Source organism: Curtobacterium sp. Csp1 (assembly GCF_013347185.1).
In genome coordinates, this window is the sequence record NZ_CP054594.1 from 1,604,333 (window position 1) to 1,630,678 (window position 26,346).

The 26,346-nt window shown below is 71.9% G+C and carries 24 protein-coding genes; 8 read left to right on the forward strand and 16 right to left on the reverse strand.

Annotated features, from left to right (window positions below):
* Positions 1–12: 12 nt before the first annotated feature.
* From HUN58_RS07730 to iolC, 11 genes are all read right to left on the reverse strand, one after another.
* Positions 13–420: a tautomerase family protein gene (locus HUN58_RS07730; protein WP_058741741.1), complete on the reverse strand. Its 408-nt coding sequence runs from the start codon at positions 418–420 to the stop codon at positions 13–15.
* A 103-nt stretch (positions 421–523) separates the two neighbouring features.
* Positions 524–1,744, reverse strand: a complete 1,221-nt coding sequence (locus HUN58_RS07735; protein ID WP_180225590.1) for a Gfo/Idh/MocA family protein — start codon at positions 1,742–1,744, stop codon at positions 524–526.
* Entirely contained in the window at positions 1,741–2,643 is a 903-nt protein-coding gene (locus HUN58_RS07740; protein ID WP_254631645.1) for a transaldolase family protein, read from the reverse strand. Before HUN58_RS07740 ends, HUN58_RS07735 begins: the two co-directional genes overlap by 4 nt.
* Before the next feature lie 208 nt (positions 2,644–2,851).
* A complete protein-coding gene (locus HUN58_RS07745) occupies positions 2,852–3,721 on the reverse strand; it encodes a sugar phosphate isomerase/epimerase family protein (RefSeq protein WP_058741744.1) in 870 nt (289 codons plus the stop codon).
* The gene (locus HUN58_RS07750) at positions 3,721–4,782 is read right to left on the reverse strand and encodes a Gfo/Idh/MocA family protein (RefSeq protein WP_180225591.1); all 1,062 of its coding nucleotides are present in this window, start codon (positions 4,780–4,782) and stop codon (positions 3,721–3,723) included. The genes HUN58_RS07745 and HUN58_RS07750 overlap by 1 nt, the downstream gene beginning before the upstream one ends.
* Positions 4,783–4,823: 41 nt before the next feature.
* Entirely contained in the window at positions 4,824–5,744 is a 921-nt protein-coding gene (locus tag HUN58_RS07755; protein ID WP_114848926.1) for a sugar phosphate isomerase/epimerase, read from the reverse strand.
* Between the two features lie 37 nt (positions 5,745–5,781).
* Entirely contained in the window at positions 5,782–7,677 is a 1,896-nt protein-coding gene (iolD, locus tag HUN58_RS07760) for a 3D-(3,5/4)-trihydroxycyclohexane-1,2-dione acylhydrolase (decyclizing) (RefSeq protein WP_180225592.1), read from the reverse strand.
* The gene (gene iolB, locus HUN58_RS07765) at positions 7,674–8,576 is read right to left on the reverse strand and encodes a 5-deoxy-glucuronate isomerase (protein WP_180225593.1); all 903 of its coding nucleotides are present in this window, start codon (positions 8,574–8,576) and stop codon (positions 7,674–7,676) included. The genes iolD and iolB overlap by 4 nt, the downstream gene beginning before the upstream one ends.
* 8 nt (positions 8,577–8,584) lie before the next feature.
* Positions 8,585–10,129 (reverse strand): CoA-acylating methylmalonate-semialdehyde dehydrogenase, encoded by a 1,545-nt coding sequence (locus HUN58_RS07770; protein ID WP_114848924.1) that lies wholly within the window; start codon positions 10,127–10,129, stop codon positions 8,585–8,587.
* Positions 10,126–11,121 (reverse strand): class I fructose-bisphosphate aldolase, encoded by a 996-nt coding sequence (locus HUN58_RS07775; RefSeq protein WP_058741750.1) that lies wholly within the window; start codon positions 11,119–11,121, stop codon positions 10,126–10,128. The genes HUN58_RS07770 and HUN58_RS07775 overlap by 4 nt, the downstream gene beginning before the upstream one ends.
* Positions 11,114–12,115 carry a 5-dehydro-2-deoxygluconokinase gene (gene iolC / locus HUN58_RS07780; RefSeq protein ID WP_180225594.1) on the reverse strand — a complete coding sequence of 334 codons (1,002 nt, stop codon included), beginning with the start codon at positions 12,113–12,115 and terminating at the stop codon, positions 11,114–11,116. The genes HUN58_RS07775 and iolC overlap by 8 nt, the downstream gene beginning before the upstream one ends.
* A 154-nt stretch (positions 12,116–12,269) precedes the next feature.
* On the opposite strand from iolC, the gene HUN58_RS07785 reads away from it, so the two are divergent.
* Positions 12,270–13,532, forward strand: coding sequence for a DNA recombination protein RmuC (locus tag HUN58_RS07785; RefSeq protein WP_114848922.1), 1,263 nt, complete (start codon positions 12,270–12,272; stop codon positions 13,530–13,532).
* A gap of 101 nt (positions 13,533–13,633) precedes the next feature.
* Here HUN58_RS07785 and glpX read toward each other — a convergent pair whose 3' ends face one another.
* Entirely contained in the window at positions 13,634–14,623 is a 990-nt protein-coding gene (gene glpX / locus HUN58_RS07790; protein ID WP_180225595.1) for a class II fructose-bisphosphatase, read from the reverse strand.
* A gap of 121 nt (positions 14,624–14,744) precedes the next feature.
* On the opposite strand from glpX, the gene fbaA reads away from it, so the two are divergent.
* Both fbaA and HUN58_RS07800 read left to right on the forward strand, forming a co-directional pair.
* Entirely contained in the window at positions 14,745–15,773 is a 1,029-nt protein-coding gene (gene fbaA, locus HUN58_RS07795; protein ID WP_114849170.1) for a class II fructose-bisphosphate aldolase, read from the forward strand.
* Between the two features lie 104 nt (positions 15,774–15,877).
* A complete protein-coding gene (locus HUN58_RS07800) occupies positions 15,878–17,134 on the forward strand; it encodes a M18 family aminopeptidase (protein ID WP_180225596.1) in 1,257 nt (418 codons plus the stop codon).
* Positions 17,135–17,163: 29 nt separating this feature from the next.
* On the opposite strand, the gene HUN58_RS07805 is transcribed toward HUN58_RS07800, so the two are convergent.
* Positions 17,164–17,832 (reverse strand): DUF6264 family protein, encoded by a 669-nt coding sequence (locus tag HUN58_RS07805; RefSeq protein ID WP_058741755.1) that lies wholly within the window; start codon positions 17,830–17,832, stop codon positions 17,164–17,166.
* Complete coding sequence (locus HUN58_RS07810) at positions 17,829–18,893, reverse strand: 4-hydroxy-3-methylbut-2-enyl diphosphate reductase (protein WP_180225597.1); 1,065 nt, start codon at positions 18,891–18,893, stop codon at positions 17,829–17,831. The genes HUN58_RS07805 and HUN58_RS07810 overlap by 4 nt, the downstream gene beginning before the upstream one ends.
* Positions 18,894–19,041: 148 nt before the next feature.
* Between HUN58_RS07810 and xseA the strand changes: the two genes are divergently transcribed.
* From xseA to HUN58_RS07835, 5 genes are all read left to right on the forward strand, one after another.
* Positions 19,042–20,283, forward strand: a complete 1,242-nt coding sequence (gene xseA / locus HUN58_RS07815; RefSeq protein ID WP_141860518.1) for an exodeoxyribonuclease VII large subunit — start codon at positions 19,042–19,044, stop codon at positions 20,281–20,283.
* Positions 20,284–20,411: 128 nt separating this feature from the next.
* Positions 20,412–20,681, forward strand: coding sequence for an exodeoxyribonuclease VII small subunit (locus tag HUN58_RS07820; RefSeq protein ID WP_114849169.1), 270 nt, complete (start codon positions 20,412–20,414; stop codon positions 20,679–20,681).
* Positions 20,678–21,316 (forward strand): DUF4245 domain-containing protein, encoded by a 639-nt coding sequence (locus tag HUN58_RS07825; RefSeq protein ID WP_180225598.1) that lies wholly within the window; start codon positions 20,678–20,680, stop codon positions 21,314–21,316. The genes HUN58_RS07820 and HUN58_RS07825 overlap by 4 nt, the downstream gene beginning before the upstream one ends.
* Before the next feature lie 38 nt (positions 21,317–21,354).
* A complete protein-coding gene (locus tag HUN58_RS07830) occupies positions 21,355–21,969 on the forward strand; it encodes a carbonic anhydrase (RefSeq protein ID WP_141860512.1) in 615 nt (204 codons plus the stop codon).
* 131 nt (positions 21,970–22,100) lie between these two features.
* Entirely contained in the window at positions 22,101–23,495 is a 1,395-nt protein-coding gene (locus HUN58_RS07835; RefSeq protein WP_180226047.1) for an aspartate ammonia-lyase, read from the forward strand.
* Positions 23,496–23,581: 86 nt separating this feature from the next.
* Here HUN58_RS07835 and HUN58_RS07840 read toward each other — a convergent pair whose 3' ends face one another.
* Both HUN58_RS07840 and HUN58_RS07845 read right to left on the reverse strand, forming a co-directional pair.
* Positions 23,582–24,943: a PhoH family protein gene (locus tag HUN58_RS07840; RefSeq protein WP_174778742.1), complete on the reverse strand. Its 1,362-nt coding sequence runs from the start codon at positions 24,941–24,943 to the stop codon at positions 23,582–23,584.
* A 255-nt stretch (positions 24,944–25,198) separates the two neighbouring features.
* Positions 25,199–26,308 carry an aminotransferase class V-fold PLP-dependent enzyme gene (locus HUN58_RS07845; protein WP_114848915.1) on the reverse strand — a complete coding sequence of 370 codons (1,110 nt, stop codon included), beginning with the start codon at positions 26,306–26,308 and terminating at the stop codon, positions 25,199–25,201.
* Between the last annotated feature and the right edge of the window lie 38 nt (positions 26,309–26,346).

Genomic DNA, 26,346 nt, shown 5'->3' on the forward strand with positions numbered 1-26,346 from the left:
AGCCGGGACGGGTCAGCTCGCGGAGGGGACGCCGAGCTCGCCGGTGACGTACTGGGCGCGGCCGAACCCGAACGACCAGTCCTGCGGGCCGTTCTCGACGTAGCCGATGAAGACGTCCTCGCTCGCGACGCCGGCCTCGGTGAGCCGGTCGTGCACGGCACGGTAGAGGCCCTGCTTCGCCTCGTCGCTGCGGCCGCGCTGCGTGAAGACCTGGATGATGACGACGCCCTCGGTCCGCTCGAAGCCGAGGCCGGCGTCCTGCGCGATGATCTGCTGTGCGGGGTGCTCGGTGATCACCTGGAAGCGGTCGCGCTCCGGGATGCCGTACTCCGAGACGATGGCGGTGTGGATCGCGTCGGCGATCGCGCGGACCTGCTCGGGGGTGCGGCCGGTGGCGAGGTCGATACGGACGAGCGGCATGGTGCCTCCTGGTTCGGGACTTTGTCATTACATACTAACAAGCGCCGGTCCAGAAGTCTCCCCGAGACGGACTGGAGGCGCGGTGCCAGCCTGCACCACGCCTTCAGTCCGCTTCTCGGTGCGTCTCCAGCACCGGTGTCGCCGCCCGGTAGGTGAGCGGCCCGTCGACGCGCGCCACGTCGTGCCACGCCCCGTCGGCGAGCGAGGCCTCCGCCGCCTCCACGATCGACGCGGCCGCCAGGCCGTCGGCCACAGACGGGGCGAGCTGCTCCCCGCGGCGGACGCTCGCGACGAACTGCGCGGCCTCGATCGTCTTGAGGTCGTCGTACCCCATCGCGGTCCCGGCGCCCGGCTGGAAGCGGGCGAACTCGCCGTCCCCCGGAGCGACGAGGTGCGTCGTGTAGCCCGCCACCTCTTGTCCGTCGAGGAAGACGTCGAGCTCGTTCAGGCGTTGGAAGTCCCAGCGGACGGACCCCTTCGTCCCGTACACCTCGAGTGCGTACTCGGCGTGCGGCCCGCGCATCACCCGGCTCGAGTCCATCGTGCCGACCGCGCCGTCCTCGAAGCGGAACAGCAGGGCGGCGTAGTCCTCGTTCTCGACCGGGCCGTGCTCACCCGTCGCCGCCGCCGTCCGGTCGACGATCCCCCGCCCGGGGCGCGGACGGGTCTCGATGAACGTCTCGGCGAGGGCGCTCACGCTCGCGATCCGACCGACGACGTACTGCGCCAGGTCGAGGCCGTGCGACAGCAGGTCGCCGAGGACCCCGGAGCCGGCCCGTTCACGCTCGAAGCGCCAGGTGAGCGGCGCTGCGGGGTCGGACGAGTAGTCGGCCAGGAACGCCCCGCGGACGTTCGTGATCCGTCCGAGCCGACCGCTCCGGACGAGCTCGCGGGCCCGTTGGATCGCGGGGGCGTGCCGGTAGTTGAAGCCGACGCTCGTGATCACGCCCGCGCGTTGGACGGCCTCGTGGATCTGCCGCGAGTCGCTCGCGTACCGGCCCATCGGCTTCTCGATCCAGAACGGCTTGCCCGCCTCGGCCGCGGCGACGGCCACCTCGCGGTGCAGGAAGTTCGGCGAGCAGATCGACACCACGTCGACCTCGGGGTCGGCGAGGACCTCGTGCCAGTCGGCGACCGCGCGCTCGTACCCCAGACGCTCGAGTGCCTGGTCGCGGGCGGCCTCGACGGGGTCCGCCGCGACGACGAGGCGCGGCTGCACACCGAGCTCCGGGAAGTGGTCGGGCAGGGCGCGGTAGGCGCGGGAGTGCAGGCGGCCCATCCAGCCGACCGAGATGAGACCGACGCCGATCGTGTCCGCGGTCATGCCGCCGGGACCACGATGTCGCGGACCAGGGCGTCGAGCTTCGCGTCGGCGTCCAGGAACTGCCGCAGCGTCGTGACGGTCGCGCCGAACCGGTCGAACTCGTCGATCGTCATACCGTCGACGTCGTACCCGCGGGCGAACTCCGGCGTGGCCGCACGCAGGGCGTCGAGGACGTGTGCGGGGACCTCGTCGTCGATCGCGTCCGGACGCCAGGGGAACGCGTTGTCGTTGATGTCCTTCGTCCACTGGAACGGCGGCGAGACGACGAGGTCCCCGCCCTGGAACTCCGACCAATGCAGGGCGTTCCGGAAGGCCGCGACGAGCACCCGCGACCGGAACCCGCGCTCGCGGAACACCCGGTACGCCTGCTTGACGGCGGCGACCCCGGCCCACTCGAGGATCCCCGGGTCGACGAGCACGTGGTCGCGCCCCACGACGGTCTTCAGCCAGTCGTCGAAGCGGCCGGCCATGAGCGTCACGACGTGCCCGAACTCCTGCTCCGGCAGTCCGTCGGCGGCCCGGCGGTCCAGGGCGCGCTCGATCGCCTCACCGACGGCGACCACCTGCGGCACCGTGAACGACACGGTCGCGTTGATCGAGACCCCGCGGTACGCGGCCTCCTCGATCGCGGCGATCCCGACCTTCGTGGCGGGGATCTTCACGATGATGTTCGGCGCGAGCCCGGAGAACCGGACGGCCTGCTCCACCAGCGCGTCTCGGTCACGGTGCAGTCGCGGGTCGGTCTGCATGCTGAGGCGACCGTTGCGGCCGCCGGAGGCCTCGAACGCCGGGAGCAGCTGCTCGGCGGCCGCGATCGAGAGCTCCTCGACCGCCTTCCAGCCGATCCAGGACTCCCCCGCGGTCGGGTGCTCCGCGGCGATCTCGCGGATGCGGGGCACCCACCGGTCGGGGTCCTGCTGGATGCAGGTGAACGCGATGACCGGGTTGCAGGTGGCGCCGCCGCGCCGTACTCGTGGATCGCGGTGGACAGCTCGCGCGGGTCGGCGGAGTCGTTCCAGAGCGCCGTCGGCGTGGCGGTCGCGGCCTGCAGGGTGACCGGGCGGGGGTCCGCGGCGGCCCGGTCGGCAGCCGTCTCGAGCGTGGTGGTCATCGGGTGAGTCCCTTCGTGATCGCGTCGAGCTGGGAGCGGGACACCGCGTCGGCGTTCTCGTCCTCGGCGAAGACGCTCGACACGGCGACGGTGTCGTCCCGGTCGGTGAAACCGATGCGTGCCAGGCCCGCCCAGAAGGCGTCGAAGTCGACGTCGGCCTGTCCGACCGGCAGGTGCTGGTGCACGCGCGCGGTGTTCCCCGGCGGGTTCGAGATGTACCGGAGGCCGTGCGAGCGACGGTGGTCGTACGCGTCGGCGACGTGCACGAGCTGGAGCGAGTCCCCCGCGGCGTCCATGATCGCGTCCATGTCGCCGCCGTAGTGGAAGGTGTGGCAGGCGACGTAGACGAAGCCGACGTGCTTCGAGTTGAGCCCGCGGATCACCCGTAGGGCCTCGAGGCCGTCCTCGACGAAGTCGTCGGGGTGCGGGTCGATGAGGACGCGCAGGTCGGACGACTCGATGATCGGCAGGAGCTCCTCCATCGAGCGGTAGAAGGCGTCCTCGGACTCCTCCGCACGCTCCGGTCGCCCAGAGAACTCGGTGTTGATCGTGTCGACGCCGAGCCGCTTCGTGATCTCGATGACCCGCTTCCACTTGGTCACCGCGGCCTCTCGGGCGTCGCGGTCCGGGCCGGACCAGCGGAGCACGGGCAGGACGCTCGCCACCTGCACCCCGGCGTCGCGGCACGCTGCGGCGAACGCGTCGACGAGGTCGTCGTCCGCCTTCGGGTGCCGGTAGAACGGGATGAAGTCCTTGTGCGGTGTCAGCTGGAGGTACTCGTAGCCGAGGTCCGCGACCTTCTGCGGGAACTCCAGCAGCGACAGGTCGTGGTGGAACGGAGTGGGGTCGAGAGCGATCTTCGGCATCAGGCCTCCGCGGTCGCCGGCTCGCGCTCGGCCGCGGTGTCGTAGAACGCGGGCTTCGTCAGCGCGTACTCGACCGTCTCGTGCGCGCCGGACTGCTGGGCGCGCACGGCGACCTCGGCCACGACGGACGCCGTGTACCCGTCCCAGGCGCTCGGCCCGTCGATGCCGCCGTTCCGCGCGGCGTCCACCCAGCGCTGCACCTCTTCGTCGTAGGCGGCACCGAAGCGCTCCTTGTACGACGGCGTGACGCCCTGCGACGACTGGCCGGCGGACACGATGGTCGGCGAGTTGTCCCGGCCGATGTACGCGACCCCGGACTCGAAGACCGCGTCGGTCGTGACCTGGTAGCCGAACTGAGCGTTCACGTTGATCTCGACGATCGCCATCGTCCCCGACTCGGTGGTGAACAGCACGAACTGCGGCTCGGGAAGGTCCGCCGGCGCGAGCGAGTTCTTCCGCGGCTTCTTGACCTCGACGCTCGTGATCGCCTCGCCGGTCAGGAAGGGGATGATGTCGATCTCGTGGATCACCGAGTCGTGGATGAGCATCGACTCGCTGAAGTTCGGCGGGGTCGTCGGGTTGCGGTGGGCGTGGTGCAGGGCCAGCAGGGCGCCGTTCGCCCCGGACTCCCGGAGCGCCCGGAGCTCCTGGTAGCTGGCGTCGAACCGGCGCATGAAGCCGACCTGGATGACCGGGTGGTCGGCGTGCTGCTGCTCGAGCTCGACGATGCGCAGCGAGTCCTCGGCGCTCGTCGTCAGGGGCTTCTCGCACAGCACGGTGAGCCCGCGCTCGAGCGCGGTCACCAGGATCGGCTCGTGCAGGAAGCCCGGCGTCGCGATCACGACGGCGTCGATCTCGGTCGCGGCGAGCGCCTCGTCGAAGGACGCGGCCGTGACCGCGCCGGGGGCGAGGGCGGCGGCGGCCTGCGCGCGTACCTGGTCGGGCTCGACGACGGCGACGACGTCGGCGTTCGAGATCTTCGCGGTGATCCGACGGACGTGGTCGGCGCCCATCATGCCGGCGCCGACGACGGCGACGCGGAGGTTCTGGTTGCTGCTCATGGGGTGCTCCTGGAGGGGGTGGACGCGGTGCTGGCGGTGCGTCAGGAGACGCGGGCGGCGGCGGTCGAGCCGAAGATGTGCTGGAACGTGCGCTCGGCGATCGGGCCGGGGGCGTCGACCGAGCAGCCGTACATGTCCTGCTCGACGATCCCGAAGATCTGCGGGTTGATCGCGGCGACGGCCTCGATGATCGGTGCCAGCTCGGGGGTGCCGTGCGGGGGCTCGGTCATGATCCCCTGCGCGACGGCGTCGCCGAACGGGACGTCGTTCTTCAGGACGTCGAACAGCAGGTCGGTGTCGACCTGCTTGAGGTGCAGGTAGCCGATGCGCTCGGGGTGTTCGGCGATGAGCTTGAGGTTGTCGCCGCCGTAGTAGGCGAAGTGACCCGTGTCCAGGCAGAGGTTCGTGTACGCGGGGTCCGTCTCCGACAGGAACCGCACGGTCTCGCGGTAGGTCCCGACGTGGCTGTCGGCGTGGGTGTGGAACTGCTGGTGGACGCCGTACTCCTCGAGGAGCGCCTTGCCGAGCTGGTCGTGCCCCTTCCCGAGCCGCTCCCACTGCTCGTCGGTCAGCGTCCGGGACTCGAGCACCTCGGCGGTGGCGTCCGAGCGCCACAGGTCGGGGATCGTGACCAGGTGCTCGGCACCGAGCGCGGCGGCGAGCCCGGCGACCTTGACCGCCTGGTCCCATGCGCGCTGGAACTGGTCCTCGCCCTTGTGGAAGCCCGTGAACACGGTGCCGGCGGACAGCCGGAGTCCGCGGGACTCGAGCTCGTCGGACAGCTGCGCGGGGTCGGTCGGCAGGTAGCCGTAGGGGCCGAGCTCGATCCACCGGTACCCGGCGGCGGCGGCTTCGTCCAGGAAGCGCTGCCACGGCACCTGGTTCGGGTCGTCCGCGAACCACACGCCCCACGAGTCGGGAGCGGTGCCGATGCGGATCGAGGCGGCAGGGGTTTCGGTCATGGCGGGTGGTGTCTCTCTGCAGTGGTGGGCGGGTGTCTCAGCCGAGCAGCGGGCGCTGGGCGGCGACCTGCTGCTCGTACTCGGCGCGGGCCTGCTGGGTGCTCGGCAGGGTCGAGGTCTGGGCGACCGGGACGTCCCACCAGCCGTGGCCGTCCGGGGCGTAGACGAGCGGGTCGGAGTCGACGTGCACGAGCGTGGTGTGGTCGTTCGCCTTGGCCTGGCGGACGGCGGCCTCGAGGTCGGCGATCACGTCCGGCCCCGGCTGCACTTCGATCACGTCGACGCCGTACGAGCGGGCGTTCGCGGCGAGGTCGACGGGCAGCGGGTCGCCGTTCTCGAACGACTGCGTCTCGTCCAGGTAGCGGTACTTCGTGCCGTACCGCTCGGACCCGACGGTCTCGGACAGGTGCCCGATCGACGCGTACCCGTGGTTCTGGATGAGGACGACGACGATCTTGATGCCCTCGGCCACGGCGGTGACGAGCTCGGTGTGCAGCATCAGGTACGAGCCGTCGCCGACCATCACGATCGCGTTGCGGTCGGGGGCGGCACGTCGGACACCGATCCCGCCGGCGATCTCGTAGCCCATGCACGAGAACGCGTACTCGACGTGGTAGCCGAGCTCGTCGCGCACCCGCCACAGCTTGTGCAGGTCGCCCGGGAGCGACCCGGCCGCCTGGATGACGACGTCCCGCGGGTCGGACGCGCGCTGGACGGCGCCGATGATCTCGGCCTGCCCGGGCAGCGCGTTGCCGGACGGTGCGAGTGCGGCGTCGACGACCGCGTCCCACTCGGCCTTGCGCGTCGCGATCTCGTCGGCGTACCCGGCGTCCACCGAGTACGACGCGAGCTCGGCCGTCAGGGCGGTCAGGGTCTCGCGGGCGTCGGCGATCACCGGCAGCTGCGACCCGTGCTTGTAGGCGTCGAAGGACGCCACGTTCACGTTGACGAAGGTGACGTCGGGGTCCTGGAACGCGGTCCGGGACGCGGTCGTGAAGTCGCTGTACCGCGTGCCGATCCCGATCACGACGTCGGCCTGCGCCGCGACGGCGTTGGCCGCGGCCGTGCCCGTCGCGCCGATGCCGCCGAGGTACTGCGGGTGGTCCCACGCGAGGGCACCACCGCCGGCCTGGGACGTGCCGACCGGAATGCCCGTCGCCTCGACGAACTCCCGCAGCGCGTCGGCCGCGTCGGCGTAGAGCACGCCGCCGCCGGCGACGACCACGGGGCGCTCCGCCGCCCGGATGGCCGCGACCGCGCGGGCGAGCGGCCCGCGCTCGGGCAGCGGCCGTCGGATGTGCCACTCGCGGGGCTGCAGGAACGCGACCGGGACGTCGAGCGCCTCGGCCTGGACGTCCTCGGGCAGCGCGATGGTCACGGCGCCGGTCTCGGCCGGGTCGGTCAGCACGCGCATCGCCGCGAGGGCGATCGAGAACAGCTGCTCAGGTCGCTCCACCCGGTCGAAGTAGCGCGACAGCGGGCGGAACGCGTCCGTCACCTGGAGCGAGGTGTCGTGCGGCAGCTCGATCTGCTGCAGCACGGGGTCGGTGGTCCGCGTCGCGAAGGTGTCCGACGGCAGCAGCAGTGCCGGGAGCCGGTTCGTCGTGGCGAGCGCCGCGGCGGTCAGCATGTTCGCCGCACCGGGGCCGACCGAGGCCGTCGCGGCGAAGGTCGCGCGGCGGCGGTGCATGCGGGCGAAGCCGACGGACTGGTGCACCATCGCCTGCTCGTTGCGCGCCTGGTGGTACGGCAGCAGACCGGGTTGCTCGACGTGCAGCTGCTTGATCGCCTGCCCGAGCCCGGCGACGTTGCCGTGCCCGAAGATCCCGAAGATCCCGGGGACGGTCCGCTCGCGGTGGTCGCCGTCGACGGTCCACTGGTTCGCCAGGAACTCGACCAGGGCCTGGCCGACGGTCATCCGACGGGTGTTCATCGGGCGGTCTCCTCTCCGTAGGGCAGGCGCGGGTCGATCGTCTCGGTGTCCCACACCTGGCGGACCCAGCCGTGCGCGGGGTCGTCGGTGATGTTCCAGACGCGCTCCGGGTCGGGCCCGGCCATCACGTTCAGGTAGTACATGTCGTAGCCCGGTGCGGCGACCGCGGGACCGTGCCAGCCGTACGGCACCAGGGCGACGTCGCCGGTGCGGACCTGACGGAACTCGTCGATCGGACGGTCGTCGGAGGCGTACGTGCGGTGCAGGGCGAAGGGCTCGGCGCCGGCGGGGGCGTCCACGCCGCGGGCCACGTCGACCTCGTAGTAGTAGATCTCCTCGAGGTTCGACTCCTCGCCGTCACGGTGCGTGTCGTGCTTGTGCGGCGGGTACGACGACCAGTTGCCGGCCGGCGTGATCACCTCGCACGCCAGGAGCTTCACCGCGTCGAGCCCGGCCGGGGTGCCGAAGTTGTGCACCTGCCGCGACGACTGTCCGGCCCCGCGGAGCTCGACGGGGACATCGGCCTTCGCGATGTACGCGACCGGCTTGACGACGTCGGTGGGCGCCTCGGCCACCGCGACCCGTCCGGATCCGGTGATCTGCGCCTGCAGTCCGGACCCCAGGTACAGGACGTCGGTCGGTCCCTCGAAGACCCCGCCACGTCCCTCCAGGCCCTGCTCGCCGTTCTCGGCACGGGACCAGGTGACGTGGAAGCTCCCCGAGAGCGGCACGACCATGCGCTCCACGGCAGCGGCCGGGAGGCGCAGCTCGGCCCCGTCGGACACCGTGCCGGTCCGCAGACCCGTGTGCTCCCACCCCGCGATGCGTCCGTCCACGACGTCGGTCCAGCCGGCCTCCGGCCGGCTGCCGCGCGGGTTGAACCAGTGCTGTCCAGCCATCGGTTGGGTCAGCCGTTCGACGGGAAGCCGAGATTGATCCCGCCGTGCGAGGGACCACCCCTCTCGGCCGGATCTGCCCAACGGGAGGTGATCGCCTTCTGCCGCGTGAAGAAGCTCACGCCGTCGGCGCCGTACGCCTTGTGGTCGCCGAACAGCGAGTTCTTCCAGCCGCCGAACGAGTAGTACGCGACCGGCACGGGGATCGGGACGTTGATGCCGATCATGCCGACCTGCACGTCGCGCTGGAAGCGCCGGGCGGCGCCGCCGTCGTTCGTGAAGATCGCCGTGCCGTTGCCGTACGCGCCGGAGTTGATGAGCTCGAGGCCCTCCTCGTAGGACTGCACGCGGACGACCGACAGCACCGGGCCGAAGATCTCCTCGGTGTACACGCGGCTGGTCGTCGGCACCCGGTCGATCAGCGTCGGCCCGAGCCAGAAGCCGTTCTCGTCGCCGTCGGGTCGGACGGTGCGGCCGTCCACCACGACCACCGCACCGTCCTGCTCGGCGACCTCGATGTACGAGGCGACCTTGTCGCGGTGCTGCTCGGTGACGAGCGGGCCCATGTCGCAGCCACGGCGCCCGTCCCCGATGCGCAGCGTCGCCGCGCGCTCCGTGATCTTCGCGATGAGCTCGTCGGCGACCGGCTCGACGGCGACGACGACCGAGATCGCCATGCAGCGCTCGCCCGCGGAGCCGAAGCCCGCGTTGATCGCGTTGTCCGCGACGAGGTCGAGGTCGGCGTCCGGCAGCACGAGCATGTGGTTCTTCGCGCCGCCGAGGGCCTGCACGCGCTTGCCGTGCTTCGTGCCCGTCTCGTAGACGTACTGCGCGATGGGGGTCGAGCCGACGAACGAGATCGACTCGACGTCGGGGCTCGTGAGCAGGCCGTCGACCGACTCCTTGTCGCCGTTCAGCACGGTGAAGACACCGTCGGGCAGCCCGGCCTCCTGGAACTTCCGCGCGAGCCAGATCGCCGCGGACGGGTCCTTCTCGCTCGGCTTCAGCACGACGGTGTTGCCGGCTGCGATCGCGATCGGCAGGAACCAGAGCGGGACCATCGCCGGGAAGTTGAACGGCGAGATGATGCCGACGACGCCGAGCGGCTGCCGGATCGAGTAGACGTCGATCCCGGTCGAGACCTGGTCGGAGAACTCGCCCTTCATGAGCGACGGGATGTTCGTCGCGAGCTCCACGACCTCTTGTCCGCGGGCGATCTCGCCGAGCGCGTCCGAGACGACCTTGCCGTGCTCGCTGGTGATGATCTCGGCCAGCTCGGCCTTGTCGCGGTTCAGGATCTCGCGGAAGGCGAAGAGGACCTGCTGGCGCTTGGTGAGCGACAGGTCGGCCCACGCCGGGAAGGCCGCCTTGGCGCTGGCGATCGCGCGCTGGATCTCGGCCTGGTCGGCGAGGGCGACCTGCTTCGTCACGACGCCGAGCGCCGGGTCGTACACGGGCGCCGTCCGACCGGAGGTGGAGGTGACGTGCTCCCCGTCGATCCAGTGGCCGACGGTCGTGGTGCCGGACCGCTGGTCGGTCGACTCGGTGGTGGTCATGCGTTGCTTCCTTCCGGGACGGACAGGGGCGAGGGCTGCTGGGCGGGTGCCGGGGTCGAGGAGTGCGGGACGTGCGCCGGTGCGGCGGACCGGCCCCGGTCCTCCAGGCCGTGGACGAGGGACGCGGCGACGTCGACGGCCGCGGCCACGTCGCCGTCCCGGGGGTAGAGGAGGGTGCGCCCGACGACCAGTCCGCGGACCCCGGGGAGCGCGAGGGCGTCGGCCCACGTCGCGTACGTCTCGTCCGGGCTGCCGGAGGGGTCGCCGCCGAGCAGCAGCGTCGGCAGCGTGGTCGCCGCCATCACGCGCGCCATGTCGTCGACCACCGGGATCTTCAGCCAGCTGTAGGCACTCGACTCGCCGAGTCCGGCGGCGATGGCCATCGACGTGATCACCGCGTCGGCCGACAGGTCGTTGACGACCCTGCCGTCACGCCACGAGGACATGAACGGCTCGAGCATGATCGGCAGCTGCAGCGCGGCGGCCTCGCTAACCGCCTTCGCCGTCGCCTCGAGCGTCGCGACGGTACCGGCGTCCTCGAGGGCCACGCGGACCAGCAGCTTCGCGAAGTCGAGCCCGGCGTCCTTGATCGCCTGCGCAGAGTACGCGGTGTAGCGGTCGTCGAGCTCGAACGTCGCGCCGCGGAGTCCGCCGCGGTTCATCGACCCGACGACGACCTTGCCGTCGAGTGCGCCGAGGAGCGCGAGGTCCTCGAGGACGTCCGGCGTCCCGAGCACCCCGTCGACACCCGGCCGACCGAGGGCGACGACGAGCCGCTCGAGCAGCTCGTAGCGGTCGGCCATGGCCGTGGCGTCGGACCCGACCGCCAGGGCGCCGCGCGCCGGATGGTCGGCGGCGACGATGAAGAGCTTGCCGTCGTCGGCGAGCAGCGGGCGACGGGTGCGGGTGCGGAGCACGTCCGCGACCCGCTCCGGTGCACCGGCCCGCAGGTCGCGCAGGCGGGCGAAGTCGGCGGAGCTGATCTCAGGCATCGACGTCCTCCTTGGTGGGTTGCACGGGGTTCTCCTGCAGGAACTGCTCGATCTCGTCGCTCGTCGGCATCGCCGTCGAGCACTCGAAGCGGGTGGCGACGATGGCCCCGGCGGCGTTCGCGAACGCGAGGGTGCGGTCGAGCGACCACCCCTGCAGCAGTCCGTGCACGAGCGCGCCGCCGAACCCGTCGCCCGACCCCAGGCCGTTGACGACGTCGATGGTGTGCGGGCGGAACTCGACCACCTCGTCGCGGGTCTTGGCGAGCACGCCCTTCGGGCCCTGCTTCACGATCGCGACCTCGACCCCGCGGTCGAGCAGGGCGTCGGCGGCACGGACCGGGTCGGTCTCCCCCACCGCGACCTCGCACTCCTCGCGGTTGCCGACGGCGACGGTCGCGTGCTCCAGGGCGACGGCGACCTCGCGCGTCGCCGCCGCGGGGTTCGACCAGAACATCGCCCGGTAGTCCAGGTCGAGCACTGTATACATCCCTCGGGCAAGCTCCGCTTCGCTCCGCGCCCTCAATGCCGCGTGGTGGGCGCTGCGGCTCGGCTCCTCGCTGAGGCCCGTGACCGTGGTCCAGAAGACCCGCGCGCGCTCGATCTCGTGCAGCGGCAGGGACTTCGTGGTGATCATCAGGTCCGGCGCCTTCGGGGCCCGGTAGAAGTACAGCGGGAAGTCGTCCGGCGGGAACACCTCGCAGAACGCGACGGGGGTGTTGAGCCCCGCGACGGTCTCCACGAACGTGTTCGCGACGCCGAACTCGGGCAGTGTCCGAGCGATGTAGCGACCGAACGGGTCGTCGCCCGTGCGGGTGATCACGGCGGCGTCGGCACCGTGCCGTGCGGCGGCGATGGCGACGTTCGTGGCGCTGCCGCCGACGGACTTCGAGAAGGTCGTGACATCCTCGAGCGGGCCGGTCTGCTGCGGGTAGATGTCGACGGACACGCGGCCCATGGTGATCACGTCGTGTGCGTGGGGGGCTTCATCGGTCATGCGACGCGGGGACCTTCCGTGCGGCTTCATCGTCGGACGGTCACGACTGTACACCGCGTTTGGCCGAATGTCATTACATGGATCGGCCCAGGTTGGCGACGCCACACCGCCGGCTTGGAGGCACGGTGTCGGTGGGCACTGCCACGGTTGCGTCATGCAGATCCTCGCGCTGGTCATCGGTCTCGTGCTCGGCGCCGCCGTCGGCGCCGTCGTCGCCTGGTCGCTCGCCCGCTCCCGGGCCGGCGTCGACGCGGCCGCCGCACATGCGACGGCCGACGCGCTGCGCGCGCAGCTCGACACGGTCCGCTCCGACGCCGAGGAGCGGCTCGACGCGCAGGACGCCCAGTACCGGCGGCAGGTCGACTCGCTCGAACGCCGGGCCGCCGAGCTCGAGCACCTGCTGCAGCGGATGCACGGGGTGGACGCGGCGCGCCAGCAGGGCGAGTCGAAGGTGCTCTCGGCGCTGAGCCCCGTCGCGCAGACCCTCGACGTCATGCGCGCCAAGATCGCCGAGCTCGAGCAGTCCCGCAGCGAGCAGTACGGCGCGCTCTCCGCACAGCTGCGGTCCGCCGCCGAGTCCGAGGAACGGCTGCGCGCCACCGCCGACACGCTCGCGAGCGCCCTGTCCTCGAACAGCACGCGGGGCGTCTGGGGCGAGACCCAGCTGCGGAACGTGGTCGAGGCGGCCGGGCTGCTCGAGCGCGTGGACTTCGACGTGCAGTCCGCCGTCACCACGTCGGCCGGCGCGGCTCGACCCGACATGGTCGTGCACCTGCCCGGCGGCAAGACGATCGCCGTCGACGCCAAGGTGCCCTTCAGCGCCTACCTGCAGGCGGCGGAGATCCCGGCGGGAGCCACCGGCGCCGAGGGCGCGCGGCGCGACCAGCTCGTCGCGCAGCACGTCAAGGCGCTCCGGGCGCACGTCGACGCCCTCGCTGCGCGCGAGTACTGGTCCGGGTACGACGCCTCCCCCGAGCTCACCATCGCGTTCATCCCGTCCGAGTCGCTCATCTCGAGTGCCCTCGCCGCCGACCCCGGGCTGCTCGACCACGCCTTCCGGAAGCGGATCGCCCTCGCCTCGCCCGTCACGCTCTGGTCGGTCCTGAAGACCGTGGCGTTCTCCTGGCAGCAGGACGTCGTCACCGCCGAGGCGCGCGAGCTCCTCACGGTGTCGCGCGAGCTGTACGGCCGACTCGCGACCCTCGGTGGGCACGTGGACAAGCTCGGACGGGCCATCCGGGGGTCCGTGGTCGACTACAACCGGTTCGTGGGGTCGCTCGAGCGCCAGGTGCTGCCGAGTGCCCGGCGGCTGTCGCTGCTCGACGAGTCGAAGGTCATCGCCGACCCCGTGTCGATCGAGGACGAGCCGCGGTTGCTCACGGCGCCGGAGCTGGTCGGGGCGCTCGACGAGGACTGAGCGGCCGCTGCGGCGCGTTGCACCCGGGAACGAACATCGCACCCCGCCGAGACGGGGTGCGATGTCAGCCTGGGGGTGCGATCCCCGTCACGTGCGGCGGATCAGAACCACTTCTCGGCGCGGTGGTCAGCCTGGATCCGGCGGATCGTGTTCGAGCGGGACCGCAGCACGAGCGAGTCCGTGTGGATGACACCGCGTGAACGGCGGACGCCGTCGACGAGGACACCGTCGGTGACACCGGTCGCGACGAAGAACGTGTTGTCGCCCGTGACGAGGTCGTCCTGGTCGAGGACCTTGTCCAGGTCGTGCCCGGCGTCGATCGCCTTCTGCCGTTCCTCGTCGTCCTTGGGCTGGAGCTTGCCGAGGATGACGCCGCCGAGCGCCTTGATCGCGCACGCCGTGATGATGCCCTCCGGGGTCCCGCCGACACCGACGCACATGTCGATCTTGGAGCCGGGCAGCGCCGCCGAGATGCCGCCCGCGACGTCACCGTCGAGCAGCAGCCGGGTGCCGGCACCGGTCGCACGGATCGCGCGGATCAGCTCGTCGTGGCGGGGACGGTCGAGGACGGCGATCTGCATGTCCTCGATGTCCTTGTGCTTCGCCTTCGCGAGCGCGCGGATGTTCTCGCCGATCGGCTTCTCCAGGTCGAGGACCCCGCGACCCTCGGGTCCGGCGGCGATCTTGTCCATGTAGAACACGGCCGACGGGTCGTACATCGAGCCGCGGTCCGAGACGGCCATCACCGAGATCGCGTTCTGACGGCCGGCGGCGGTCAGCGAGGTGCCGTCGATCGGGTCGACCGCGATGTCGCAGGCCGGGCCGTGGCCGTTGCCGACGTGCTCGCCGTTGTAGAGCATCGGGGCGTTGTCCTTCTCGCCCTCACCGATGACGACCACGCCGTCGAAGTTCACGGTGCCGAGGAACTTGCGCATCGCGTCGACGGCGGCACCGTCCGCGAGGTTCTTCTCACCCCGACCCACCCACGGCTGCGCACGGATCGCGGCGGCCTCCGTCGCACGCACGAGCTCGAGCGCCAGGTTGCGGTCGGGCTGGAGGAACAGGGAGCCGGTCTCAGTCGTGGGAGTCACGACCAGAGCCTACCCACCGCCCTCACAGGAGCCACACCGGGTGCACGGACGTGCACCCGTAACGCCTCCAGTCCGCCTGACTAGGCTCGGCGTGGACACCACCACGTCGAAGGAGATCGCAGTGCCCATCGCAACGCCGGAACAGTACGCCGAGATGCTCGAACGAGCGAAGGCCGGCAAGTTCGCCTACCCCGCGGTGAACGTGTCCTCCTCGCAGACGATCAACGCCGTCCTCCAGGGACTCCAGGAAGCCGGCTCGGACGGCATCCTCCAGGTGACGACGGGCGGCGCCGACTACTTCGCCGGCCACACCGTGAAGAACCGCGCTGCCGGCGCCCTCGCGATGGCGCGCTTCGCCCACGAGGTCGCGAAGAACTACGACATCACGGTCGCGCTGCACACCGACCACTGCCCGAAGGACGCCCTCGACGGCTTCGTCCTGCCGCTCATCGCCGCGAGCGAGGAAGAGGTCCGCCAGGGCCGCAACCCGATCTTCCAGTCGCACATGTGGGACGGCTCCGCGGTGCCGCTCGACGAGAACATCGAGATCGCCAAGACCATGATCGAGAAGACGCGGAACATCAACGCGATCCTCGAGGTCGAGATCGGCGTCGTCGGCGGCGAGGAGGACGGCGTCCAGCACGAGGGCACGAACGACGCGCTCTACACGACCCCGAACGACGTCGAGAAGGTCGTCGACGCGCTCGGCCTGGGCGACCAGGGTCGCTGGATCGCGGCGCTCACCTTCGGCAACGTGCACGGCGTGTACAAGCCGGGGGGCGTCAAGCTGCGTCCGGAGCTCCTCGGCGAGATCCAGCGTTCCGTCGCCGAGAAGCACGGCACCGGCGAGAACCCGCTCGACCTGGTCTTCCACGGCGGCTCCGGCTCGACCGACGACGAGATCCACGAGGCCGTCCGCAACGGCGTCATCAAGATGAACATCGACACGGACACGCAGTACGCGTTCACGCGCTCGATCGCCGACTCGATGTTCCGGAACTACGAGGGCGTGTTGAAGGTCGACGGCGAGGTCGGCAACAAGAAGCAGTACGACCCCCGCGCCTGGGGCAAGGTGGCCGAGACGGCCATGGCGGCCCGCGTCGGCGAGGCGGCGAAGGTCCTCGGCTCGGCCGGGCACACCAAGGGCTAGTCCACACCGGACGGGAGGCACGGGGCGCGTCCGACGGACGCGCCCCGTCCTGCGTCCGGTCACCACTGGGCGTCGTGCACCGCGGGCCGTGCCACGATGGTCGGGTGACCGCCGACGCCATCGCCTCCGAGTTCGCCCAGTACGTCACCGAGTCCCCCACCGCGTTCCACGCGGCAGCGGCGGCCCGCGACCGACTCGTCGCGGCGGGCTTCACCGAGCTGTCCGAGCTCGACGCGTGGCCGACCGAGGCCGGCGCCTACGTCGTCGTCCGTGACGGCGCACTCATCGCCTGGCGACTGCCGGAGGGCGCGACCGCGACGACCCCGTTCCGCATCCTCGGCGCGCACACCGACTCCCCCACGTTCCGCGTCAAGCCGAACCCCGCCGTGCGGACCCTCGGGTGGGAGCAGCTCAACGTCGAGGTCTACGGCGGAGCGCTCCTGTCGACGTGGTTCGACCGCGACCTGCAGATCGCCGGCCGGGTGGTCGACGCCGACGGCAGCGTACGGCTCGTGTCCACCGGGCCCGTCGCGCGCATCCCGAACCTCGCGATCCACCTCGACCGCGGGGTGAACGACGGCAAGGAGATCGACCGGCAGCGCCACACGATCCCGATCGTCGGCGTGGGCGGCGACGACGGCGGCACGGACGTCACCGCGTGGCTGCGTGCCCGGGTGGGCGACGCGGTGTCGTGGGACCTCTTCCTGGCCGACACGCAGGCCCCGGCGCGGATCGGCATCGAGCGGGAGTTCCTGGCGTCCGGACGGATGGACAACCTGACGAGCGTGCACGCGGGACTCCGCGGGATCGTCGACGCCCCCGCGGACGGCGCGCACATCCCCGTGTTCGCCGCGTTCGACCACGAGGAGATCGGCTCCTCGACGCCGTCCGGTGCCGGTGGTCCGTTCCTCGAGAACGTGCTCGGACGCTTGCAGGAGGGCCTCGGCGCCTCGCGGTCCGAGGCTGCCCGGGCGTTCCGTGCCTCGTGGCTGCTGTCGAGCGACGCCGGGCACCTCGTGCACCCGAACCAGCCGGAGAAGCACGACCCGACGAACCGCCCGCGTCCCGGCGGCGGTCCGCTCCTGAAGATCAGCGCGAACCAGCGCTACATGACCGAGGCGAAGGGCGAGGCGGTCTGGGCTGCCGCGTGCGACACCGCCGGCGTGCCGTGGCAGCCGTTCGTCAACGTGAACACGATCCCGGGCGGCTCGACGATCGGCCCGATCGCGGCGACGCGGCTCGGCATCCCGACGATCGACATCGGCGTCGGCCTGCTGTCGATGCACTCGGTCCGTGAGCTCGTGCACGTCGACGACCTCGCGGCACTGCACGGCGCGGTCGCCGCCTTCCTGGCCGGGTAGGGCTCGTCGGGCGCACTCGTCGGGCGGGCTCAGCCGCCGGAGTGCTGCATCACGGCCTGCAGGAACCTGGGGTCCTGCAGCACGACCACGATGAACGCGGTGACGCTGATCGCCGTGGCGACGACCCCGCCGAGGAGCGGCACCCAGAAGGTCCGTCGGCGTGCCCGGAGGCGACGGATCGACCACCACGTCACCAGCGCGAACACGACGACGCTGCCGATCGCACCGACCACGGCCGCGGTGGACAGGGCTGCTGGGTCCGCGAAGGTCGTGTACTGCTGCTCGAAGGTCTCGCGCACCGAGGACGCGACCTGCGACACCGAGAGCGACTGCACGGTCGAGAACAGCCCGGTGACGAGCAGTCCGACCGTCAGCACGAAGTCGAGCGGGGACGCGCCGAACCGGCTGCGCGGTACCTGCTGGGCGGCCGCCGCGGACTTCGCCGTCGCGATCGGCTGCTCCTCGCGGCGCTCCTGGGCTCGACGCTCGTCCTCGCGGCGCTGGGCCTCCAGGACCGGGTTCACCCACCCCTCCGGGGCGTACTCGCCGTACTCCGGTGCCGGACGGCCGTGGACCCGGCCGACCGCGGGACCGGCAGCCGACCCGGCGGAGGCGGGGCGTGCCTCCCGGCCGAGCGCCGTCTCGTCGACGTGACCCGGCTCGCGGGCCGGGGCCGCGGACCAGTCCCCGCCGCTCACCGGCGACGCCCGCCGAGCGCACGCGTCGGGTTGCCCGACGCGTCGGTGCGCAGTTCCTTCGGGAGCGAGAACATGAGGTCCTCGTGCGCGGTGACGATCTCCTCGACGGTGCCGTAGCCGGCGTCCGCGAGCTGCTCGAGCACCTCGGCGACGAGTTCCTCGGGCACCGAGGCGCCGCTCGTCACACCGACCGTGGCGACGCCGTCGAGCCACTCCTGGCGGATCTCCTCGGCGTAGTCGACCCGGTGCGCGGCCTTCGCGCCGTGCTCGAGCGCGACCTCGACCAGTCGGACGCTGTTCGAGGAGTTCGCCGAGCCGACCACGATGACCAGGTCGGCGGCGGGGGCGACCTTCTTCACCGCGACCTGGCGGTTCTGGGTGGCGTAGCAGATGTCGTCCGACGGCGGGTTCTCGATGGACGGGAACTTCTCGCGGAGCCGGCGGACGGTCTCCATGGTCTCGTCGACACTCAGCGTGGTCTGCGACAGCCAGACGAGGTTGTCGGGGTCCGGGACCTCGAGCACGGCGACGTCCTCGGGGCCGTTCACCAGGATCGTGCGTTCGGGGGCGTGGCCCATCGTGCCCTCGACCTCCTCGTGCCCGGCGTGGCCGATGAGGATGATCGTGCGCTCGGCCTTCGCGAACCGGGTGGCCTCTCGGTGCACCTTCGTGACGAGCGGGCAGGTCGCGTCGATGGCGTGCAGGTCACGTTCGGCGGCGCCGGCGACGACCGCCGGGGACACCCCGTGGGCGCTGAAGACGACGTGGGCGCCGTGCGGGACCTCGGCGACGTCGTCGACGAACACCGCGCCGCGCTGCTCGAGCGTCGAGACGACGTGGACGTTGTGGACGATCTGCTTGCGCACGTAGACGGGCTCGCCGTACTGCTCCAACGCCTTCTCGACCGCGACGACCGCCCGGTCGACCCCCGCGCAGTAGCCGCGCGGGGCGGCGAGCAGGACCTTCTTGTCGCCCGGGACCGGCTCGTCCCGCAGGCGACCCCGCGCTGCGTGCACGCGCGGCGGGGCGAGCGGGACCGTTCGGCCGTTGGTGATCGTCACGCCCCCGATGATAGGTGCGCGGGCGGCACGGGGCCTGGGACGGCGGGGTGCGCGGCCGGGCGGTGTCGCCGGACGCGCGGCCACGCGGTGTCGCCGGTCGGCGGTCGCTCTGCCCGGCGGTGTCGCCGGGATGCGGCAGCATGGGGGCATGGCGATCGAGCAGGGCCCACCGACGGCCGACAACCCGTGGCCCGTCGCGCTGCTCGGCGCGAAGATCCGCGACTGGATCGACCGGCTCGGCGTCGCCTGGGTCGAGGGCGAGATCACCCAGTGGAACGTCGCCGGCGGCAACGTCTACGGCAAGCTCAAGGACGTCGAGGTCGACGCGACCGTGTCCTTCTCGATCTGGTCGAGCGTGCGCTCCCGGGTGCCGGCGGACCTGAAGCAGGGCGCCCGCGTCGTCGCGGCCGTCAAGCCGAACTACTGGGTCAAGGGCGGCTCGCTGACGATGCAGGTCGTCGAGATGAAGCACGTCGGGCTCGGTGACCTGCTCGAGCGCCTCGAACGGCTGCGCCGGACCCTGGCGGCCGAGGGGCTGTTCGACCCCGCCCGCAAGAAGCGCCTGCCGTTCCTGCCGCACCGGATCGGCCTGATCACCGGCAAGGACTCCGACGCCGAGAAGGACGTCAAGCGGAACGCGCAGCTGCGGTGGCCGCAGGTGGAGTTCCGCACGGTGCACACCGCTGTGCAGGGCGAACGGGCGGTGGGCGAGGTCACGGCCGCGATCGTCGAGCTCGACGCCGACCCCACCGTCGACGTGATCATCGTGGCCCGCGGCGGCGGCGACTTCCAGAACCTGCTCGGCTTCAGCGACGAGGGGCTGGTCCGCACCGCGGCGGCCGCGTCGACGCCGATCGTCTCGGCGATCGGGCACGAGGCCGACCGACCGATCCTCGACGAGGTCGCGGACCTCCGAGCCTCGACCCCGACGGACGCGGCGAAGCGGGTCGTGCCCGACGTGGCCGAGGAGCTCGCCAACGTCCGGCAGGCCCGGGCACGCCTCGGCCTGCGGCTGTCGCACACCCTGTCCGTCGAGGCGGACCGGATCGCCGCGCTCCGCTCCCGCCCCGCCCTGGCGTCGACCGCGTGGCTCGTGGACACCCGGGCAGAGGAAGTGGCGCGCGACCTCTCCCGCGCCCGCGAGCTGCTCGACCGTCGACTCGAGCGCTCGCACAGCGACGTCGGGCACCTGACCGGCCGGCTCCGCGCCCTCTCCCCCCGGGACACGCTGCGCCGGGGCTACGCCATCGTGCAGACCGCGGACGGCGGGGTCGTCCGCGGCACCGACGACCTGTCCGGACCGACGCCCGTGCACGTCACGCTCGGGGCGGGCACGGCGACCGGCACGCTCGAGCCCGACGGGCCGGGGCCGGACGGGTCCGGGGCCTGACGGGTCCGGGGCCTGCCGCCGAGCCGGACGCGCCCGGCGCCGCGGGCCGCGAGATCCGGCGCCGCACCGTTCTCCACCGGTCCGGCCGCCGGTACGCCGCGTCGGAGGGTGCTCGGTAGGATCGAGTGGTGTCGACCCAGCAGGAACCCGTGCCGTCCGACGTGCAGTCGCTGAGCTACGAAGCGGCGCGCGACGAACTCGTGCGCGTCGTCACGGAGCTCGAGCAGGGGTCCGCGACGCTCGAGCGTTCGCTGGCGCTGTGGGAGCGCGGGGAGTCCCTCGCCGCCCGGTGCGAGGAGTGGCTGGTCGGCGCCCGTGCCCGGCTCGACGCCGCCCGTGCGTCCACCGCCGGTCCGAACGCTGACGGTGCGGGCGACCAGGACGGAGCGGACCGGTGACCGACGCCGACGGCCGCCCGATCGTCGCCGAGCTCGGCCGCCCCGAGACGGCTGAGGAGACCTGGGCGCGCAAGGACGCCGCACGCCGCACCCGTCGTGAGCACCAGACGGCGTTCAACCTCGTGCTCGCCCTCATCGCCTCGCTCGGCATCGTGCTGTTCCTGGTGCTCGTCGTGGTCCGCCCCGACCAGACCGTGGACCGGACCGTCGACTACCAGCAGATCGCGTCGCAGGCGAACGTCCCCGGCGTGACCCTCGCCGCCCCGGACCTGCCGAAGGACTACAGCGCCAACCGCGCCGACTTCCAGGACAAGACCTCCGACGGGGTCAAGGTCTGGACGGTCGGCCTGATCACGCCCGACAAGCAGTACATCGGCCTGCAGCAGGGCATCGACGCGAACGCCTCGTGGGTCGCGAACCAGCTCGACCAGAAGCCGTCCACCGGTGACCGCACCATCGCGGGCACGAAGTGGACCGTGTACGACCGGCGAGCCGAGGGCAAGAACGCGGGCAACCACGCGTACTCGCTGGTCGGTACCTTCGACCGGAACACCATCGTCCTGTCCGGCACCGCCGACGACGCGTCCTTCACGACCGTCGCCGCGGCCGTGTCGAAGCAGTTCACGCAGCAGTGACCCACCCGACGCAGCCCGACCCGACCCCGAGGAAGCCCATGCCCGACCGCGCCGCCGCCACCCCGTCCGAGGCCCTCCGCCTGCTCGTGGAGGGCAACGCCCGCTTCGCCGCCGACAAGCGCCGCACCGGCCGGATCGACCCGGACCGCCGCGGCGAGCTCACCGGCTCGCAGGCACCGTTCGCCACCGTCCTCGGGTGCTCCGACTCGCGCGTGCCGTTCGAGCACGTCTTCGACGCCGGCATCGGCGACCTCTTCGCGATCCGCAACGCCGGGCAGATCGTCGACGACGTCGTCCTCGGCTCGATCGAGTTCGCGGTCGTGGCGCTCGGCACGCCGCTCGTCGTCGTCCTCCGCCACACCCGCTGCGGAGCGGTCGCCGCCGCCCGGTCCGGTGAGCCGGTGCCCGCGCCGCACCTGCAGGCCCTCGTCGACGCCATCGCGCCGAGCGTCGAGCAGGTCCGCACCACCGACGCCGACCTGCCGCAGGAAGCCGTCGGCGCCGCCCACCTCGAGGCCACGCTCCGCCAGGTGATCGAGCGCTCCGGCGCCGTCTCGGACGCGATCGCCGAGGGACGGCTCGCGGTCGTCGGCGCGACCTACGACCTGGGGACCGGCGAGGTCTCCATCGACACCGTCGTCGGGCAGGCCTGACCGGCCCCGACGACGCAGGCCCCGACACCGACGGGACCGTACGACCGCGTCGACGCGACCGCGCCGGCGAGCACGACAGGAAGGACCACGACGACGTGACCGACACCACCGCGACCACCGCCCCGGACAGCATCCCCGAGGGCGACTACCGCATCGAGCACGACACCATGGGCGAGGTCCGGGTGCCGGCGTCGGCGCTCTACCGCGCCCAGACCCAGCGTGCCGTCGAGAACTTCCCGATCTCCGGTGCCGGCCTCGAGTCGGCGCAGATCGTCGCGCTCGCCCGGATCAAGCGCGCCGCCGCGGTCGTCAACGGCGAGCTCGGCATCGTCGACCCGGCCGTATCGGACGCGATCGCGCAGGCTGCGGACGCGATCATCGGCGGGCAGCACCACGACCAGTTCCCGGTCGACGTCTACCAGACCGGCAGCGGCACCTCGTCGAACATGAACATGAACGAGGTCCTCGCGACGCTCGCCACCCGGATCGCCGGGTCGGACGTGCACCCGAACGACCACGTCAACGCGTCGCAGTCCTCGAACGACGTGTTCCCGACCTCCGTGCACGTCGCCGTGACCGAGGCGCTCATCCGCACCCTCGTCCCGGCGCTCGAGCACCTCGCCGAGTCGTTCGAGGCCAAGGCGACGCTCTGGGCCGACGCGGTGAAGTCCGGCCGCACGCACCTGATGGACGCGACGCCGGTCACCCTCGGCCAGGAGTTCGGCGGGTACGCGCGCCAGGTCCGGCTCGGGGTCGAGCGGGTGCAGGCGACGCTCCCCCGCGTCGCCGAGGTCCCGCTCGGCGGCACCGCGGTCGGCACGGGCATCAACACCCCGAAGGGCTTCCCGCAGCGCGTCATCGCGCAGCTGGCGTCCGACACCGGGCTGCCGATCACCGAGGCGCTCGACCACTTCGAGGCGCAGGGCGCGCGTGACGCCCTGGTCGAGGCGTCCGGCGCGCTCAAGGTCATCGCGGTCAGCCTGACGAAGATCAACAACGACCTGCGCTGGATGGGCTCCGGCCCGAACACCGGCCTGGGCGAGCTGCACATCCCCGACCTGCAGCCGGGGTCGTCGATCATGCCCGGCAAGGTCAACCCGGTCATCCCCGAGGCCACGCTCATGGTCGCCGCGCGCGTGATCGGCAACGACGCCACCATCGCGTGGGCCGGCGCCTCGGGCGCCTTCGAGCTGAACGTCGCGATCCCGGTGATGGGCACCGCGCTGCTCGAGTCGATCCGCCTGCTCGCGAACAGCTCGCGGGTCCTCGCCGACAAGACGATCGACGGGCTCCAGGCGAACCTCGAGCGCGCGCGGGCCTTCGCCGAGTCCTCGCCGTCGATCGTGACGCCGCTCAACCGGGTCATCGGCTACGAGGCCGCCGCGAAGGTCGCGAAGTACGCCGTCGCGCAGGGCATCACCGTGCGCGAGGCCGTCGTGGCCCTCGGCCACGTCGAGCGGGGCGAGGTCACCGAGGAGCAGCTCGACAGCGCTCTGGACGTGCTGTCGATGACGCACCCGAACTGACGGGCGCACCCACCGACGGACGGGAGGCACGGTGCCGGCTGGCACCGTGCCTCCCGTCCGTCCCGGGGTCGCGTCCGCCCCGCGCGCTACACCAGGTCCGGCGAGTCGAGCAGGTCCGTCACGAGCGCTGCGATCGCCGAGCGCTCGGAGCGCGTCAGCGTGACGTGCGCGAACAGCGGGTGCCCCTTCAGCCGCTCGATGACCGACGCGACCCCGTCGTGCCGCCCGACCCGCAGGTTGTCCCGCTGCGCCACGTCGTGCGTCAGGACCACCCGCGAGTTCTGCCCGATGCGCGAGAGCATGGTGAGCAGGACGTTGCGCTCCAGGGACTGTGCCTCGTCGACGATCACGAACGCGTCGTGCAGGGAGCGCCCGCGGATGTGCGTCAGCGGGAGCACCTCGAGCATGCCGCGCTCGACGACCTCGTCCAGGACGTTGTCGGACACCAGCGCGCCGAGGGTGTCGAACACCGCTTGCGCCCACGGGTTCATCTTCTCGTTGGCGTCGCCCGGCAGGAAGCCGAGCTCCTGGCCGCCCACCGCGTAGAGCGGCCGGAACACCATGATCTTCTTGTGCTGCTGCCGTTCGAGCACGGCCTCGAGGCCGGCGCAGAGCGCGAGCGCCGACTTGCCCGTGCCGGCCGACCCGCCGAGCGAGACGATGCCGATCTCCGGATCGAGCAGGGCGTCGATCGCGAGCCGCTGCTCCGCCGAGCGCCCGCGGAGCCCGAAGACCTCGCGGTCCCCGCGCACCAGGGCGACGGACCCGGCGGTGTGCACGCGACCGAGGGCGGACCCGCGCTCCGAGTGGATGACGACCCCGGTGTTGACCGGGACGCCGGCGAGCTGCGACGACGGGATCTCCTCGCGCTCGTACAGGTCGGCCATCTGCTCGCCGGACACCTGCAGGTCGGTGATGCCGGTGTAGCCCGAGTCGACGGCGAGCTCGGCGCGGTACTCCTCGGCCGCCATGCCGATCGACGACGCCTTGACCCGGAGCGGCAGGTCCTTCGACACGACGACGACGTCGAGCCCATCGTTCGCCAGGTTCATCGCGACCGCGAGGATGCGGGAGTCGTTGTCGCCGAGCTGCAGGCCCGAGGGCAGCACCGACTGGTTGGAGTGGTTCAGCTCGACCCGGAACGACCCGCCGTCAGCGAGGGCGATCGGGAAGTCGAGTCGTTCGTGTTCGATGCGCAGTTCGTCGAGGAGCCGGAGGGCCTGCCGCGCGAAGTACCCGATCTCCGGGTCGTTCCGCTTGGCCTCCAGTTCGCTGACGACGACGACGGGCAGGACGACCGCGTGCTCGGCGAAGCGGAACAACGCCCGCGGATCGCTGAGGAGCACCGAGGTGTCGAGCACGAACGTGCGCTGGGCGACCGAGGTGGACGAGTCCGCGGTGTGGTGCTGCTGAGTTCCGCGAGAGACGTTCTGAGAGGTCACGACCACTCCATCCCCGGGCCGCGCGCGGCCCGGTCACTGTCCTCGACGCGGCCGTGGAGCGGGTCCCGAAGCACCGACTGTGGCCGCTTCGATCGGGCGCGGTGCCCGATGGGGCCAAGCTACGTCCGCCCTCCGACAGCGGCATCCCGACACGCTGTTCGGCAGGTTACGGTCACGTGAACGGGACAGTTCCGGCCTGGAGGCTCGTGGCGACGCCGCCGCGCGGCTCGCGTCGGTCCGCGCGCACCTGCGCGACCGGCGTCACTGCATGGTCGCGTAGGACAGGCAGGCGTCGCGGAACATGTCGAGCGTCTCGTCCGTCGTGGACGCGAACACCGACACCCGGGCGACCCCGAGCCGCGTCGTGGCGGTGACCCCGTGGTTGTGGAAGGCGGCGGACAGCGCGGTGAGGCGGCCCTGCGGCGGCCGGAGCACGACGATCCCGGCGCGCTCGCGCGGGTCGCGGCTCGACTCGACGGACAGCCCGAACTCGTCGGCGATGTCGAAGACCCGCTCGACCCGCTCGGCGACCCGCTCCTGCACCGCGGCCACGCCGACGGACACGAGCCGTTCGAGCGCGACGGCCGTGCGGGCCTGGGCGACCGGGTCGGTCCTGGTCATCTGGAACCCGGCGGCCCCGGGCTTCACCGAGGGCACCTCGGTCGGCCAGCCGGTGGTGCCCTGCGGGCCGGACAGCGCCGGGCGCAGGCGGTTCAGGGCGCGGTCGCTGAAGGCCGTGAAGCCCGTGCCCCAGCCGGCGTGCAGCCACTTCTGCCCGCCGGTCGCGACGACGTCCGCGAGCTCGTACGGGGCGTCCACGACGCCGAAGCCCTGGATCGCGTCGACGATCAGGAGCCGGTCGCCGATGACCTCGCGGATCGCGGCGAGGTCGGCGAGGTACCCGGTCTGCCAGTCCACGAGGGACACCGCGACCGCGGTGACGTCGTCCGAGAGCCGCGACGCGATGAGCGACGGCGTCATCCACCCGGCGCCGGACTCGACGACGACGGGCTGCACGCGGCCGCCCGTGGCCGAGGCGGCGCTCGCGAGGGCGAGGGGCAGCGACGGGTACTCGTCCGCGGCGACGAGCACGCCACCGGTCAGGCCGAACGCGGTGTGCAGCAGCCCCGGGGTCGTCGCGGTCTGGGAGACGACCTGGTCCTCACGCCGGCCGACCAGCCGCGCGGCGACCGTCCGGACACGGGCGTCCTGCTCGTCGAGCGTCTCCATGGCGCCGAAGCGCATGTGCTCCTGGATCGTCCCGAGCACGCGCTGCTCCTCGAGCACCGCGGTCTGCACGGGACCGAACGCGGCGTGGTCGAGGTAGCCGGGCTCCTCGGCGAAGCCGGCGGCGTACTCGGTGGTGTTCACAGGGGCAACCTTCCGTGGGTGGAGAACCCTGTGAGTGT